This is a genomic window from Acidocella aromatica, assembly GCF_014201825.1.
GTDB classification, from domain to species: domain Bacteria; phylum Pseudomonadota; class Alphaproteobacteria; order Acetobacterales; family Acetobacteraceae; genus Acidocella; species Acidocella aromatica.
In genome coordinates this window covers 36,519-51,656 of sequence record NZ_JACHFJ010000009.1, presented here as the reverse complement: position 1 = coordinate 51,656, position 15,138 = coordinate 36,519, and the positions used below count along the sequence as shown (strand labels likewise).

At 63.6% G+C, this 15,138-nt stretch carries 16 protein-coding genes; 1 reads left to right on the top strand and 15 read right to left on the bottom strand.

Features of this window, described 5'->3' with window-relative positions:
• Positions 1-5 precede the first annotated feature (5 nt).
• The 15 genes from flgL to fliE are packed head-to-tail and all read right to left on the bottom strand — an operon-like array spanning position 6 to position 13,997.
• Positions 6-1,211, bottom strand: coding sequence for a flagellar hook-associated protein FlgL (gene flgL, locus HNP71_RS10000; RefSeq protein ID WP_183266775.1), 1,206 nt, complete (start codon positions 1,209-1,211; stop codon positions 6-8).
• Between the two features lie 47 nt (positions 1,212-1,258).
• Positions 1,259-1,684, bottom strand: a complete 426-nt coding sequence (locus HNP71_RS09995) for a hypothetical protein (RefSeq protein WP_183266774.1) — start codon at positions 1,682-1,684, stop codon at positions 1,259-1,261.
• The gene (locus HNP71_RS09990) at positions 1,681-3,012 is read right to left on the bottom strand and encodes a FliI/YscN family ATPase (RefSeq protein ID WP_183266844.1); all 1,332 of its coding nucleotides are present in this window, start codon (positions 3,010-3,012) and stop codon (positions 1,681-1,683) included. The genes HNP71_RS09995 and HNP71_RS09990 overlap by 4 nt, the downstream gene beginning before the upstream one ends.
• A 5-nt stretch (positions 3,013-3,017) precedes the next feature.
• Positions 3,018-3,671 (bottom strand): FliH/SctL family protein, encoded by a 654-nt coding sequence (locus HNP71_RS09985; protein WP_183266773.1) that lies wholly within the window; start codon positions 3,669-3,671, stop codon positions 3,018-3,020.
• Positions 3,668-3,922, bottom strand: coding sequence for a hypothetical protein (locus HNP71_RS09980; RefSeq protein ID WP_183266772.1), 255 nt, complete (start codon positions 3,920-3,922; stop codon positions 3,668-3,670). Before HNP71_RS09980 ends, HNP71_RS09985 begins: the two co-directional genes overlap by 4 nt.
• Before the next feature lie 12 nt (positions 3,923-3,934).
• Positions 3,935-4,732 (bottom strand): flagellar motor protein MotB, encoded by a 798-nt coding sequence (locus HNP71_RS09975; RefSeq protein ID WP_183266771.1) that lies wholly within the window; start codon positions 4,730-4,732, stop codon positions 3,935-3,937.
• 5 nt (positions 4,733-4,737) lie between these two features.
• Positions 4,738-5,541, bottom strand: coding sequence for a flagellar motor protein (locus HNP71_RS09970; protein ID WP_183266770.1), 804 nt, complete (start codon positions 5,539-5,541; stop codon positions 4,738-4,740).
• On the bottom strand, positions 5,538-6,104 hold the full coding sequence (locus HNP71_RS09965) for a sigma-70 family RNA polymerase sigma factor (protein ID WP_183266769.1): 567 nt from the start codon (positions 6,102-6,104) through the stop codon (positions 5,538-5,540). The genes HNP71_RS09970 and HNP71_RS09965 overlap by 4 nt, the downstream gene beginning before the upstream one ends.
• Positions 6,097-8,196: a flagellar biosynthesis protein FlhA gene (locus HNP71_RS09960; protein WP_183266768.1), complete on the bottom strand. Its 2,100-nt coding sequence runs from the start codon at positions 8,194-8,196 to the stop codon at positions 6,097-6,099. Before HNP71_RS09960 ends, HNP71_RS09965 begins: the two co-directional genes overlap by 8 nt.
• Positions 8,189-8,452: a flagellar biosynthetic protein FliQ gene (locus tag HNP71_RS09955; protein ID WP_183266767.1), complete on the bottom strand. Its 264-nt coding sequence runs from the start codon at positions 8,450-8,452 to the stop codon at positions 8,189-8,191. The genes HNP71_RS09960 and HNP71_RS09955 overlap by 8 nt, the downstream gene beginning before the upstream one ends.
• On the bottom strand, positions 8,449-9,711 hold the full coding sequence (locus HNP71_RS09950; protein WP_183266766.1) for a FliM/FliN family flagellar motor switch protein: 1,263 nt from the start codon (positions 9,709-9,711) through the stop codon (positions 8,449-8,451). Before HNP71_RS09950 ends, HNP71_RS09955 begins: the two co-directional genes overlap by 4 nt.
• Entirely contained in the window at positions 9,704-11,134 is a 1,431-nt protein-coding gene (locus HNP71_RS09945; protein WP_183266765.1) for a flagellar hook-length control protein FliK, read from the bottom strand. The genes HNP71_RS09950 and HNP71_RS09945 overlap by 8 nt, the downstream gene beginning before the upstream one ends.
• Positions 11,134-12,165 carry a flagellar motor switch protein FliG gene (locus HNP71_RS09940; RefSeq protein ID WP_183266764.1) on the bottom strand — a complete coding sequence of 344 codons (1,032 nt, stop codon included), beginning with the start codon at positions 12,163-12,165 and terminating at the stop codon, positions 11,134-11,136. The genes HNP71_RS09945 and HNP71_RS09940 overlap by 1 nt, the downstream gene beginning before the upstream one ends.
• Complete coding sequence (gene fliF, locus HNP71_RS09935; protein WP_183266763.1) at positions 12,158-13,684, bottom strand: flagellar basal-body MS-ring/collar protein FliF; 1,527 nt, start codon at positions 13,682-13,684, stop codon at positions 12,158-12,160. The genes HNP71_RS09940 and fliF overlap by 8 nt, the downstream gene beginning before the upstream one ends.
• Position 13,685: 1 nt before the next feature.
• The gene (gene fliE, locus HNP71_RS09930) at positions 13,686-13,997 is read right to left on the bottom strand and encodes a flagellar hook-basal body complex protein FliE (RefSeq protein WP_183266762.1); all 312 of its coding nucleotides are present in this window, start codon (positions 13,995-13,997) and stop codon (positions 13,686-13,688) included.
• Between the two features lie 381 nt (positions 13,998-14,378).
• Between fliE and HNP71_RS09925 the strand changes: the two genes are divergently transcribed.
• Positions 14,379-14,747, top strand: coding sequence for a response regulator (locus tag HNP71_RS09925; protein ID WP_183266761.1), 369 nt, complete (start codon positions 14,379-14,381; stop codon positions 14,745-14,747).
• Positions 14,748-15,138 lie beyond the last annotated feature (391 nt).

Below are 15,138 nucleotides of genomic sequence, written 5' to 3'. Positions count from 1 at the left end.
CGTCCTTAGAGATAGTTGAACAGGCTGAGGCTCTGCACGGTACCGAAAGTTTTCATCGCGGCCTGCAAGGCGGTCATGGTCTGGGTCAGGCTGGCGATGGCCACCGGCGTGTTCACGGCAGTGGCGTTGTCCACATTGGTCTGCGCCTCGGTGGCTTGGCCGGTGTTGCTGGTCGAGGCGGCGGAAATGGCCTGCAAGGTCACGCCGTTCTGGGCCTGCGCGGTCAGAGTGGCCTGCTGGTACTGCGCCAAACCCGCGAGACTCTGGTTGAGGATCTGGTTGGTCTGCGCCACCTGCGAGGGCGTGCTGTTGGCATTGGCCAGGGCGTTATAGACGTTCTGCAGCAGTGCAAAGGCCGATTGCGGACGCGCGGGAGAGATGGTGAAGCTGTCGCCATTCGCCGGGCTGCCGGTGATCTGGTAATCCACCCCGGCAAGCTGAAGCGAAGTGCCGCTGCTACTGGTGGACAGCGTGCCGCTGGCGATGGTGCTGCCCCCCTGCGTGGCAGTATAGGTGTTGCCGGTGCCGAAGCTGACGGTGATGGCCGAACTCCCCTGCTGGAATGCATTGGCTGTGGCGGCGTTGACCACGCCCTGTTGCAGGATCTGCCCGCTGCCGGTGTTGCTGGTACTGGCGGTGACATTGGAAATGCCGTCGCCGCTCAGGCTGGAAACGAACACATCGCCATTGGCGATGGTGCTGGCCGTCTGGCCCGGAGCAATGGTCGCCTGGGAATTTCCGCCATCGCCGAAATAGACGATATCGCCATTGGCATTGGCCTGGAACGGCGTCAGCCCCCCGCGCGAACCGCCGAACAAATACGTGCCGTTCGAGGCCGTGGTGTTGCCGATACTGAGCAATTGTTGCGATGCCGACTTAACCTGCCCGGCCAGGGCATTCATGTTCGCAGCACTGGTGGTGCCATTCAGCGCCTGTTCGACGATACTCTGCACATTATCGAACAACGTGCTCATCGAGGTATAGGCGCTACTCACGCTGCCGAGCTGGGTCTGGACCTGGGCCTGGGTGGTGTTGTCGTTATTCAACTGGTTCACCATGTTGGTGCCCAGCACACCGGTCTCGTAAGCGGCAGGGTTCTGATCCGGCGTCTGCACCGCCAGGCCGGTGGAAATCTGCTGCTGCAGCTGGTTGATCTGCGCTTCCTGCGCGGCAAGCGAGTTGGTGAAGCTGGTAAAAAGCGACAAGTCCATTTTGGCCTCCTTTCAGACCATATGGCGGGGTAAATCTTAGCGTTTGATTACGAAACGTCGCTAACAAGGCGGCGCCAGGGCAGATCCTGCGCTGCCTTCAGCTCCGCCGTCGCCTGGGCACGGCGCCGCGTCACGCGCAACCGCTCCGCCAATTTGCGCCGGTGCGCCTTGAGGCGGGCCAGATCGGAAATGGCCGACTCCAGCTGTTCCTTGGCCCGGGCTTCGGTTTCGACGATCTGGCTCTCCGCCCCCAGCGCCCCGGCGGCGAATTGCCCCGCCCGGCTCGCCTGCGCGGCACTCACCACCACGCCGCTCTGCCAGCTTGCGGCCAGACGATCCCGGTACGAGAGCAGCATGCCGCGTTGATAGGCCGCCTGCTCCAAGGCCGCGTTCTGGCGGCGTATGGTTTCCAGCAGCTTGGTCTCGCGCTGCGCCGCCAGCAGGTCCAGCCGGGCGAGCGTCTCAGGCTTCACACGGCCTCACCCAACGCCGCGCGAAGGGCCGCCACGCTCTCGGCCAGTGTCACGCCTGCATCCTTGTCCTGGCGTAGTAGCGCCTCCATGGCCGGGGCGCGCTGGATGGCTTCGTCCAGCAGCTTGTCCCGCCCTGGGGCATAGGCGCCCAGATCGATGAAATCCTGCTTCTCCTGCTTACGCGCCCAAAGCGCCCGGAAGCGCGAGGCCAGACGCATATGCTCAGGGTTCACCAACCCCGGCATGGGGCGGGAGAGCGAGGCGGTGATGTCGATGGGCGGGTAGATGGCGGCCTCGACCAAGGCGCGGGAGAGCACGATATGGCCATCGAGCACCGAGCGCGCGGTGTCGCCCACCGGGTCACCCACATGGTCGTCCCCCTCCACCAGCACGGTGTAGAGCGCGGTGATGCTCCCCTGCCCTTCCGCGCCATTGCCCGCGCGCTCCACATAGGCGGCGATGGCCCCGAACACCGAAGGCGGATAACCCTTGGTGGCGGGCGGCTCGCCCACGGCCAGACCGATCTCGCGCAGCGCCATGGCCAGGCGGGTGAGGCTGTCCACCACCAGCAGCACATGCTTGCCCTGGTCACGGAAATATTCGGCAATGGCCGCCGCCCGGTAGGCCCCGTGCACCCGGCTCAGGGCCGTGTCATCGGCAGGGGAGGCCACCACCACGCTGCGCGCGCGGGCATGGCCCAGATGATCCTCGATGAACTCGCGGATCTCGCGCCCGCGCTCGCCGATCATCGCCACCACCACCACATCGGCCTGGACGTGGCGGGAGAGCATGCCCATCAGCGTGGTCTTGCCCACGCCCGAGCCCGCGAACAGCCCCACGCGCATGCCACGCCCGAACGTGGCCAGGGCATTGATGGCGCGCACGCCCACGTCAAACGGCTGCTCCAGCCGGGCGCGGGTCATAGGGTTCACGCTCACGCCCATCAGCGGCCAGGACTGCGACAGCCCGGGCTGGGGCAGACCGTCGAGCGGCGCGCCCCGTGCGTCCAGCACGCGGCCGAGCAGTTCCGGCCCCACCAGAGGGGCATGCGTACCGCCCTCCACATGCACGCGCGCACCGCGCATCACGCCGCGTGCGCCTTGTTCGGGCATCAGCAGCAATCCGCCCTCTTGGAACCCTACAATTTCAGCGGGCAGCGGGGCGGCATCCTCCATGTCGATAAGGCAACGCGCACCGATGGGCGCACGTATGCCGCTGGCGTGCAGCACATCGCCGCTGGTGCGCACAATGCGACCGAAGCGGCGCACTGGGTCCACCGCCAACGCGCCACGGACACGCTCGCGCGCCTGGGCGCGGATATTGTCCATGTCGATCACGGCATGTCCTCGGGCAGGCCGAGCGCGTCGCGGATGGCGTCCGCCCGGCCCTGTAGCGTGGCGTCCCACTCGATCTTGTTCAGCGGATCGCCTTCGGGGCTGCTGAGTTCGGCCACGGCACCGCCAGGGGCAATCTTCTCGTCCGCGATCAGCTGCACGGTCTGTGTCTCGATGAGCGGCGCGATCTGGGCGTGGTCAGCGGGATTGAGCCGCAGTTGCAGAGTTTGGCGTGGACCGCGCTCGGCGGCGGCTTCCTCCAGCAGCGTGGTCACCAGTATGTGCAGGCCCTCTATATTGCTGCCCGCCTCGGCGCCGATGATGTGCCGGGCCAGCAGAAAGGCCAGCTCCGTTACCAGCCCGGCCAGATCGCGCTCTTTCTTTGCCAACGGCTCGGACAGCTGAGCAGCGGCGGTTTGCAATGCGGTCTCGGCGGAGGCCAGTGCATCCTTGAGCGGGGCCATTTCCGCGCGGGCCGCCAGCAGCCCCGCCTCGCGGGCCTCAACCTCGGCCTTCTCGCGCAGCTTGGTGACTTCCTGGCGCACCCGGCGGGCGATCTCGGCTTCCTGCGCCGCCAGATCGGCCGTATCCTGGGCCAGTACCGTTTGCACGAACGCCTTGTTACGAACGTCCGAAACCGTAACAAAGCTCACGATTCAGCTTCCTTGCCGCTCGCCTGCTGCATGGCGGCGCGGAGCAGCACGATACCCAGCGCAACCGCCGGGGTAAACAGGGCCAGCACGGCCCGCACCAGCAGCGCCACGGCCAGAACCTCCAACCCCCACACGCCAGCACTGGCGGGAGTTAACGACTCAGGCTCATGCGTGGCCGCCCAGGCCGCCGCCGCGGCAATGGTCACCATCGTTGGCTTGAGAAGTTTCTGCGTCTTTCCCGCTTTGGCCATTAACCGCCCTCCTTATTTCTGTGATGGATCCGGTGCATGCACCACCACAACCACGCGGCGGTTCTGGGCGCGTCCGGCATCAGTACCGTTATCAGCCAGTGGCGAGAACTCGCCGAAGCCTTCAGCCGCAAGCTGCTTACCCGCAACGCCCGACGAAACAAACAATGCAACAACCGTAACCGCGCGTTCGGCCGACAGCGACCAGTTAGACGGGAATTGCGCCGTGGCTATTGGCTGGTTGTCGGTATAGCCCTGCACCACAATACGGAAGCCTGCAGGCAGATTGACGAAGCCCGCAGCCACCTGTTTCAGCAACGCGGCACCTTCCGGCTTCAAATCCGCCTCACCCGAGGGGAACAGCACCGAAGCATCGAGCTGCACGATGAGGGTCAGCGGCTCACTCGTCACCGTTACCTGGTGCTTCTCGATCATCGGCTGAAACAGTGCGGACAATTTCAGCTGCATCGCCTGCAGGGTCTGCATCGAATCGGAGAGCTGGTGCGCCATGCTCTTGGGCAATTTGGAGGCGGCAGGCGTTTCCTCCGGCTTGGGCACGGCGGAATCCTGATGCTGCAACACGCCTCGCGAGCCTGTGGGCGTGGGCGTCATGACCTGCGGTGGCATACCGTGAAAAGCCTTGATGAAGGACTGGGCGACCTCGTCCTCCTTGTGCCTGTCATGCTGCGATGACGCGTACAGGACCACGAAGGTGGCCAGCAGCAAGGTCAGCAAGTCGGCATAAGAGATAACCCAGCGCTCATGGTTCTCCGGCTTATGCGGCTTTGGTTTTTTCTTCGGCAGGGTTGCCATGTTTTCTATTCCGCCACGGCGGTGGCGCCAGCCGGCTCGGCTTCGGCCCCGCCTTTGCTCTTCTTCTTGCCATGGTCATCGAGGAAGGAGCTGAGATTCTGCCTAATTATGATACCGGGCTTACCCTCGGCCAGCAGCAAGAAGCCCTGCATCACCACGTCGCGCTCGCGCTCCATCTGCTTGGCCAGCTGCTTCAGCCGGTTGCCCAGGGGCAGCGCCACGAGATTGGCGAAGCCCACGCCATACACGGTGGCAATAAAGGCGGTGGCAATGCCTTCACCAAGCTCATCTGGATGATCGAGCCGCATCATCACATGGATCAACCCCAGCACCGCACCCATCACGCCAATGGTGGGGGAATAACCGCCGATCGCCTCCCACACCTCCGACGGAACATGCTGGTGGTGTACCGCGCTTTCGGCAGAGGCGCTCAAGATGATGGCGAAATCCTCGGGCGAGGTATTGTCCACGATCATCTGCAGGCCCTGCTTCTGGAACGGATCTGCGACATCGGGCAGCACGCTCTCCAGCGCCAGCGTTCCCTGGCTGCGCGCCAGGGACGACCATTCGGTGACCTGATCGATAAACTTATGCAGGTCGATGGAAGGCGGCTTGAGCAACCACATGAACGCCTTGAGGCCAGCGACCATGTTACCCAAACCAAACTGCAGCGTGACGGCGGAGAACGACCCGCACAGCACGATGATGAAGGCGGTGAGGTTCACTAGAGAACTGAGCGGCACATGATCCGCCAACGCGCCACCGATGATGCACAGAAACCCGGCCACCAGGCCCAATACACTCGTCATGGCACTGTTTCTCCCTTGGCTGCGGTTTTGATGTAGATGGCGAGGCTCTCCAACGCGCGCTTGCGGATACGCGAGGCATACCCTTCGCTGATCTCCAGCACCGCGGCGATCTCACGATTATTCATGTCGTTGAAGAAATGCATGGCCAGCACTTGGTATTCCTGCTGCGGCAGGGTTTTTAGCGCCGCCACTAGAAGAGTGCGGTTATCCTCGCGCTGCAATACTGCCAGCGGATCTTCGGGCGCGAGACCGCTTTCCAGGGCCGCCACCTCCACGTCCTCGGGCTCGAACGAGGCCTCGCCCCGGCGGCGCGCACCGTCGCGCCGCAGTCCGTCGATCATCGCGCCGCGGATGCGCCGGGATGCGAAGGCCTGGAACTCCACCCCCAGGCTCGGGTCGAAGCGCTGTGTCGCCTCCATCATGCCGATCGCGCCCCATTGCAGCAGCTCGTCCAGCTCGGCCCATGGCATGCGCGCCCTAAGCAGCAGCGCCATGCGCTTGATCCAGTTGCCATAGAGCGCGGTCAGGGATGCGTCATCGGTGCGGGAGGCAACCTCAAGCATTGGCGGCTCCCGGCTCGGCGGTTGTGATGACTTGCAGCGGCGTGGTCTCCGGGATTTCCTCCAGCGCGATCACTGGAATGATCCCCGGCACGGTGCGTGCCACGGCGCGGCGCATGGCGGCTTGCACCACCAGCACCGGCTTTGCCCCCTTCGCGCGCATGGTCCGCGCCGCCTGTACCGCCGCGTCGCGCAGATGCTGCGCCGTCTCGGCCTCCACCTCGGCGCCGATGCCGCCATCCTTGGCGGTGCGCAGGGACTTGCCGACCAACTCCTCCAGCTTGGGCGGCAGCACGGCCACGCGCAGCGTCGATTCAGTGCCCACAAGCTGGCTAACGATAAAGCGCCCCAGCCGCAGACGGGTGGCGGCGAGCAGCTTCTCCGGGTCCTTCACGCCGCCATCGGCCGATTCCACCAGCGCCTCGGCGATCCGCTCAAAGTCGCGGATTGGGACTTCCTCGGCCAGCAGCCCCTGCAACACCTGGCGCACCAACCCAATAGACAGATTCGTACGCAGATCCTCGGCCAGACGCGGCGTGGTCTCGGCCAGACGGGTCATCAACCCCTCCACCTGCGGGCGGCCAAGCAACTCGGCGCCGTGGCGCTTGAGGATCTCGGCAAAATGCGTGGCAATGGCCGAGGGAGCGTCCACCACCGTGTAGCCCAGTTCCTCGGCGGCCGGGATCGCGCCCTGCGGAATCCACACCGCCGCCTGGCCGAAGGCAGGGTCCTTCACCGCCCGGCCCACGGTCAGCTTTTCGGCCACCATGGGCCCCTCGATCGCAAGCCATTGGCCGGGCCAAGCCTCGCCGCCGCCAATGGCCGCTCCGCGCAGGGTAAAGCGGTAGCCATGGGCGCTCAGCTCCGATGAATCGCGGATATGCACAGCGGGCACCAGAAATCCCATGGCTCGGCCATAGCGCTGGCGCACGGCTGTCAGGCGGTTGAGCAGACGCCCCTCGCCTGCCCCCACCAGCGGCGTGAGGGCAAAGCCGATATTCATGCCCAGCGGATCGACGCCGGTGACATCCACCAGCGAATCCACTTTCGGCTCGGCGGGCTTGCCCTCGGCTCCGGCTACCTTGCCAGCCTCGGTGGCGGCCTCGGACGCGTTGGCGGCACGGGAGAGCCGCCAGGCAGCCGTGCCCATCGCGGCAGCCAGCACGAGGAAGGGGATATGCGCCATCTCGGGGATCAGCCCGATGGCACCGGTCAGCCCAGCGGCAATGGCCAGCGCCTGCGGATATTTGGAGAGCTGGGACTTGATCTGCCCGCCGATATCCTCGCCCGTGGCCACGCGCGTCACCACCAGACCGGCGGCGACGGAGATGGTGAGCGAGGGGATCTGCGCGGCCAGACCGTCGCCCACCGTGAGCAGCGTGTAGGTGCGCGCGGCATCGGCCAGCGGCAGGCCGTATTGCAGCGTGCCGATGATGAGCCCACCCAGCATGTTGACAACGAGGATGATCATCGCCGCCACCACGTCGCCGCGCACGAATTTGGAAGCACCATCCATGGCGCCAAAAAAATCCGCCTCGCGCCGGAGCATGTCGCGCCGCCGCTCCGCCGCCTGGGGCGAGAGGATGCCGGCATTGATCTCGGCATCAATAGCCATCTGCCGCCCTGGCAAACTGTCCAGCATGAAGCGCGCGGACACCTCGGCCACGCGGGAGGCGCCCTTCGTCACCACCACGAAGTTGATGATGATGAGGATAACGAAGATGATGCCGCCGACAACATAATTGCCGCCAACCGCGAACTGGCCAAAGGATTCGATGACCTTGCCCGCCGCTCCCGGTCCGGCATAGCCGTTGAGCAGAATGGCGCGCGCGGTGGCGACGTTGAGAGCCAGACGCATGAGCGTGGTGGCCAGCAGCACAGAGGGAAAGGAGGAGAACTCGGCCGGTGAAGGGATGTAGAGCGACGCTCCAAGAATCACGAGCCCGGCGGAGATGTTGAGCGCGAACAGAAAGGAGATGCATGCCGGGGGAAGCGGCATAACCAGCATCACCAACACCAGCAGGATGACGATAGGGCCAGAGAGCTGCGTGAGGCTGAGCGCGCCGGGGCGCGGCAAGGCGGCGGCTTCAGCCATGAATCAACCCCGGAATGGCCAGGAACAGGCGCGTGGCGTAGCTTTCCACCCCGCCCAGCATCAGCCGCCCGGCGGCGGTGCTGAGCGCCGCCAGCCCAGCCAGCTTCAGCACGAAGGGGATGGACGCTTCCTTCACCTGCGTGGCTGTTTGCAAAATGCCAACAGCCAGGCCGATGACCAACATGAGCAGCATGACCGGCGCGGCGAGCTCGGCAAACGCCACCCAGGCGCCCACGCTCACCCCAGCCGGACTCATGCGGCACCTCCGGATTCCTGTTCGGCATCCTCCACCAGCGCCGTCACGCGCACGCCGTAACGGTCATTGGCCACGGCCACCACTTCGCCATAGGCCATCTTCTGGCCATTGGCGAAGATGGTCAGCGGATCGCCCACCGCCTGGTCCAGCGCCAGGATCTGCCCGTGGCGCAAAGCGCGCAGGTCTTTCACGGCGATCTGTGTGCGGCCCAGCTCCACCGAGAGTGCGACCTGCACCTTGTCCAGCACATTACGGGCTGTGAGAACCGGCACGCCACGCGGCTGGCCCTGGATGCGCTCCAGCTCGATGCGCTCCGGCTCCGCCAGCCTATCGGCCACGCCGATGCGGGTTTTCTGTTCAGACATGCTTGCATCTCCTTCCTCGTCCATTGCCTTCACACGGCAGCAGACATGACCGCTGTCCTGGCCGTAATCGGCCCAGAACAAATCCACTTCGCCAGAAACAGCCACGGCCTCCGGCCATAGCGACAGGGGCAGGATGCTGCCCGTTGTCACGCCCTCGAACACCGCCAGCGGCACCACGGCGCGCGCGACCTCGAAACGCAGATCCACCTGCGTCGTCTCGGCCAGGGACTCGATGGCGGTGATCCAGCCCGTATCCTCGCCGCGCCCGCCGAGCAGGCCCGATTGCGAGGCAACCTTGGCTTCCAGCGGCTCGAACCCCGCATAAGGCGCGATGAGCTTGATGGTGCCAGAGCCGAGCGCGGTTTCGAAAATACCGGTAACGGCGATCATCCAGTCCTGGCCATCGGCGATGGCGAGCATGCCGGTGGCGTTCTCATAGGCGATGGGCGTGAGATCGAGCTGTGCCAGCGGATTCAGCGTCTCGGCGATGGTGGAGAGCGAGAGATCGATCATCTGCTTGCCGATGCGCGTCTCCAGCATCGAAAGCTCGTAGCGCTCGAATGGCTGCGCCGTCGTGGCGCCGCACAGCGCATCCACCACCGCGCCGATGAGATCGCCGTCGATGGCCAGCAACATGCGCCCGCGCAAGGGGGCAAGCTCGGAAATACCGGCCAGCATCACCTCCGGCAGCGAGGACATCGCGGCCTCGTGGCTGATGACGTTGTTAATGCAGGAGAGCAACTGCACTGAATGCCGCATACGCTGGAACAGCGCAAAGGCGATCTGCCGCATGAAGCGGTCAGACAGATTCTCCATGAGCAACGACCGCAGCTGGGGCGCGCGCATGGGGTCGAGCAGGTCAAGTGCCTCCGCTTCCATCTGGTCCTCAAGCATAAGCGCTCACCCCGCTATTATCCTGGCGCAAGGTTTCCGTTGTGTTGCGCTGCGGCGTGCTCGTGCCGCCGCCGCTCCAGCCCTGGGAGTGCTGGCCGCCCCGCCCGGCGCCATGGCCGAACTGCCCGCCCACCTGCGCCTGGCCTAGCGTGAGCCCGGACTGCGCCATGGCCTGCGACAACCCGCTCAGCCCGGATTGCAACGCCTGCGCGCCAAGCGACGAATCCGGCACGAACAACACATTCACTTGGCCTTGCGGACCCAGCCCCACATGCACCGAGAGATTGCCCAGCCCTGGCGGATCGAGCCGCAGCACCGCGCCGCTCTGCCCAGCCTGATGCATGGCCGTGACGGTAGCAGCCAGGGCCGAAGCCGAGCAGGCCGTCACGCTGCCGCTATCCACCGTACCGGGCGTTGCCGCCACTGTGCCCGTGGAAGCCTCCGGTGCCGTGGTGCTGGCTGGCGCGGCAGCACTCACCTGCGCAACAGCGCTGATCGACGAGACATCAATCTGTTGCGAAGCCCGTGTGTTATTGCTGCCGTTACCGGCCTCCGTCGCCACAGCCTGTTGCGCGGCGTTGCGCGCCAGCAGGCTTGCCGCCGTGCTGGACGTAGCTTTGGACGATGCGGGAGCCCCCGAGGCCGCGACCGCCGCCGATGCCTGCGTGCCCTGGGTGGCATTGTTGGCGGCTGAGGCTGTGCCAGTTACCTCAGCCTGGGCAGGCTGGATAGTAATGCCTGCCACCTGCGCCGGGGCGGTGGCTGATGGCGCTACTGATGTCGCCGCGTCCTGCGTGCTGGCTGCTTCCGTTGCCTTGGCTTTAATGCTGGTGGCCGAGACCGTGGCAGCGCCATTCGCGGCCGAACTCTCTGGTGTCGCGGTAATATCCGCGGTTGCGGGCTGAGCGGCGGCTATCGCCACCACCTGCGGCTTGGTTGGCTCCGGTACGGCATTGGTCACCGTTTGCGCCTTGGCAGTTTTCCCCGTCTGGGTATCGAGCTGTGCCGATCCAGCTGTGGTGACGACTGGCGCAGCTTGGTCCGGCTTGGCGGCTTGACTCAGCAGCATGGCGGCAAACGGGCTTACGTTCTGTTGGCTGTTGCCGGTGCCGTCTGCCTGCGGCGCATCATCACTCTGCGAAGCGTCGACCAAGCCCGTGCGCTTTACGGGCTTTTTCTCCGCCGATGTTCCTGTGGTGGTATCGGCGGTGGTGCTGTCCTGGCTGGTGGCGTTGGACGCCACGCCCGTGTCAGTAACGCTGGCGTCCGTCTTGGCGCTGGCTGGCGCGTTGATCTGCTGAGCCTGGGGCGGGGCATCGGCCGCGGCCATAGCGCTGGACCATGTCGCCGGATCGGGCTGCGTGGTGCTGTTAGCTTTCGGAGTGGTCGCCTGCGTAACAGAAGTGATTACGGAAAGGGCCATCAGACCATCTCCTCTGTCGCGCTGATTGTGATCCGTCCTTCGCCGGAGAGCTTGAGCGCCACATCGACGATATCGCTCTGGGCCACCAACGCGTCGGCACGGCGAATAGGCGGGCCTGAACGTAGCTCCTCCTTGAGGATTTCCACCTGCCGCGCGGAGAGGTTCTGGAAGAACCTGTTGCGCAGCGTTTCGTCCACCAGGCGCAGCGCCGGGGCCAGCTTCTCGCCCGGCACCTCGCGCAGCAGTATCTGCAGAGAGCGGTCGGTGAGCTTGCCCAGATCGATAAAGGTGAAGAGATTCTCGCGGATTTTCTCCGCCGTCTTGGCGTCCCGCGTATCGATCGCGCTGAGAACCGTATCGGACATGCCAGTCTGAAAATGGTTGAGAATATCAGCTGCCTGCTTCGCGCCACCAAGATTGGTTACACGCCGCACGGTGGTACCGGTGGCGCTGGTCATTTCCTCCAGCATGTCGCGCAGCTCGGTTACCACATTGGGTGAAACAACATCGAGCGTGGAGAAGCGGTACAGCGCCTCGGTCGCCAGTGTCTCAGGCAGAAAAGTCAACATATTCGCCCCCAGCTCGTGCGGGATATGCGCCAGCAGCAGCGCAATGGTTTGTGGCCGCTCATTGGCCATCTGCATGGCCAGGGTGCGGGCATCGGTATTGGGCGGGAGTTGAAAAGCCGAGCGGCGCTCCACACGGGTCAGCCGATCGAGGATCTCCTTCGCCTGCGTCTCGCCCAGTGCCGAGACCAGCACGCGGTTGAGGAATTTTATGCTGTCACCACCAATGCCGGTCAGCCCCAGGTCGCTGGCGAAGGACAGCATCACATCCTCGCGCACCTGTGGCGGCACGATTTTGAGTGCGGTCATCGCCGCCGAAACACGGTTGACGGTGGCTTCATCCATCTCCCGCAGCACGGCGGCAGCGGTTTCCTCGCCCAGTTCGCGCAGCACCATCGCCGCCCGTTCCGGTCCGCTCAGCTGCCCCGTACCAGGTGCTGGCAATTGCTTCTGCGTCTCACTCATTTTCTTCAACCCAGCTCTGGAGCAAACGAGCCACACCAGGGATGTTTTCGGCCGCCTGATCACGCAGCTCCGAGAAGTCCCGCGGAGGCAGCACCACCGGTATCGGGCGCGGGGGCGGCGGCGGCAGGAGTTCCTGGATATTCACATTCGCCAACCGCCTACCCACGGGCAGCGCCAAACCAAAGAGCAAGGCTGCGGCTGCCATTACCTCAAGCAGTGCACGAGTCAGCGGATTGGCCGCCGCGACTAAGGGCGCACTGGCGATGCCTGTCGCCGGTTTCTGGAACGAGGCTTCAAGCACGTTCACGGTCACGTTGGGATAGGCGAACGCCCCAGCGATAGCCGCCTTCACCTGATCGACAGTTACCGCATTTCCCAGCGCCGCCTTGTTCACCACCACCGAAACGGCGACGGACTTCACGGACCAATCTGGATTCGTGATGTCATTCTCGCTCTGGTCGACAACATAGCTCTGGTCGAGGTTGGAGTTACTCTGCGAGGGCTGCTGCGGCGCGGAGGGAGAACTACCGCCTGTGCTGGAGCCCGTGGTGGGTTGCGCCGGCGCGGCGCTGGCCGATGCCGTGGTGGGAGACGGCGGTTCGTTCGACAATGCGCCGGGAATCCCGATGGCGGCATTGTGGCTGCCATATTGCGTGGATTGCGAACTCGTCTGGTGCTCGACGAGATGTCCCGGCCCATAGGCGATCTGGTGAATATGCTCCTGGGTGAAATCCAGGTTCGCGGACACATTCGCCTGAAAATTACCAGCGCCCACCAACGGAATCAGCAAACCAGCGATACGTGCCGTCGCCTGAGCCTCCACCTGTGCCTGGGTCGCAAGCTGTGCACCAGTGGCCATGGCGCCACTCACCGGGAATACCGTAACGCCGGAGGTTGTCTCGACCGTCACGCTATTGGCAGCCAAGCCGGGCACGGCCCCCGCCACAAGATTGGCGATGGCTTCCCCCTGGGCCTGCGCCGTCGCTGCATCGGCGTCGATAACCACAGACCCGGTGGGTTTCGGCTGATCGGCCAGGAAGGGGGTATCCGGCGGCATGGCGAGAAACACCTGGGCGCTGCGGATACCGCTCATGCTTTGTATGGATTGCTGCAATGATAATTGCAGCGCCTGCATCGCCATGGTGGACTGCGCCAAATCGGACGCCGTCATCGGTGCGTTCTCAAGCTGCGACCACGCAGTCTGCACATCCGAACCCGGCACCTGCGCTTGGCCCAGTTGCAGCCTCGCCTGCGCCAGCTGCGGAGCGGGCACGAGAATGATGTTGCCCGCCGCCTGGAGCTGATACGGTATGCCGAGCTTCTGCAGCTGCGCGATCACCTTGCCGCCATCGGCGGGAGAAAGTCCTTCGCTCAGCACGGCATAAGGCGGGCCGGACATTTCCAGCCACAACACCGCCCCGAGCGAAACCAGGATAACCGCCGCCGCCACCCAAAGAATCTTGGGCAGCTTTGCCGCCCACTCTCGCAGCCGGGCCAGATGTTGCCGCCAGTCCTGCATCTTAGAACTGCATGTTCATGATCGACTGATACGCCGAGACAACCTCGTTACGCACAGCCACGGTTGCGTTCCACGCCACTTCTGCCCTGTCACTCGCCACCAGAGCCTTGCCCAGCGTGGCACCCGGCGCGCCAGCCGCATATCCGGCCTCGGCCGCGGTGGCACTGCTCTGCGTAGCGCTGACACCCTGCAAAGCGGTATTAACCAAGTCCAGAAAATTGCTTTTCGGCGCGGTTGTCGCAGAAGCATTCCCAGCGCCAACCACCGCGCCAGCAGCCACACCAGCCGCTTGCACCGCCATATTCGTTAACATACCGATGTATCCATTAACACGGCGCTTCTGCTTTCACACTTTGCGCCTCCAACCAGACTCATTTTCATTTGCCATTCATCCGTTAATAAAGTTTTAATGCCGTTTACCAAACAGGCCGCCGTACCTTGCTTTCGGACAAAAAATTCAAAAAACTTACGGCCAGAGGAAAACTTCCGGCATGAGCCACGAATAACGCGGCAGCCTCTAACAAATCATTAAAAACGGACAGGGGGCGGCGCAATGTTAATATATTAAATGAGAATCGCTCCCTGGAAATCGTTGAGATATACTCTCCATCTTGTCACTTTAACCATATTTCAACTTTTACCCGGCACCATAGAGGAAGCCCGCGCAAAAATTAGCCGAATGGAGCCTGTATAAATGCCGACCATCCTTGTTCTCGACGACTCACCCACAATGGTCATGAGTCTGTCGCTTGTCCTGAAAGGCGCTGGCTACGACGTCGAAACTGGTGCGAATGGCCGGGAGGGCATCACCAAACTAACCGATGGCGTGAAGCCTTCCGTCGTTCTCACCGACCTTAACATGCCAGAGCTGGATGGTATCGGCTTTATCAAGGAGGCCCGTAAAATCCCTGCCATGCGCTCTACACCGATCATTGTGCTCACCACGGAAGCCAGCGGTCGCAAGCGCGACGAGGCTCGTGCCGCTGGCGCCTCCGGCTGGCTGACCAAGCCGGCTGAGCCCAACCAGCTTCTCTCCGTCGTCAAACAACTCTGCCCCCGGTAGAAGGCGGATCGATAAGCTCCTTGCCTTACCGGACTTGGCTTTATACGAGCGATGAACAAGGCAAGCTGCACGATGACGCCATCAGGCGCAGGCAGAATTAAAGTTCCACACCGCTTATAACTGCGCTTCCATAACACCGCCGTACACAAGCCCGCGATACGCCACGTATCCGGGCTCATATGCGTTGGTATTCTTGTCTTTTCTTGATATCACCGCGACATTGCAGCTCTTAAGTTTTGGCGTCCATTTTTAAAGATATCCTCACATCCGACATGGTTAATGCGTGGTAAAAATACTTCTCTTAGAACTTGTTTTTAATCAGCTTCCATCTCAGCGGCACCGTCGAAACCCTTGAGAATCTGCCAAAAAGCATGAATTTAATTCTCCCACT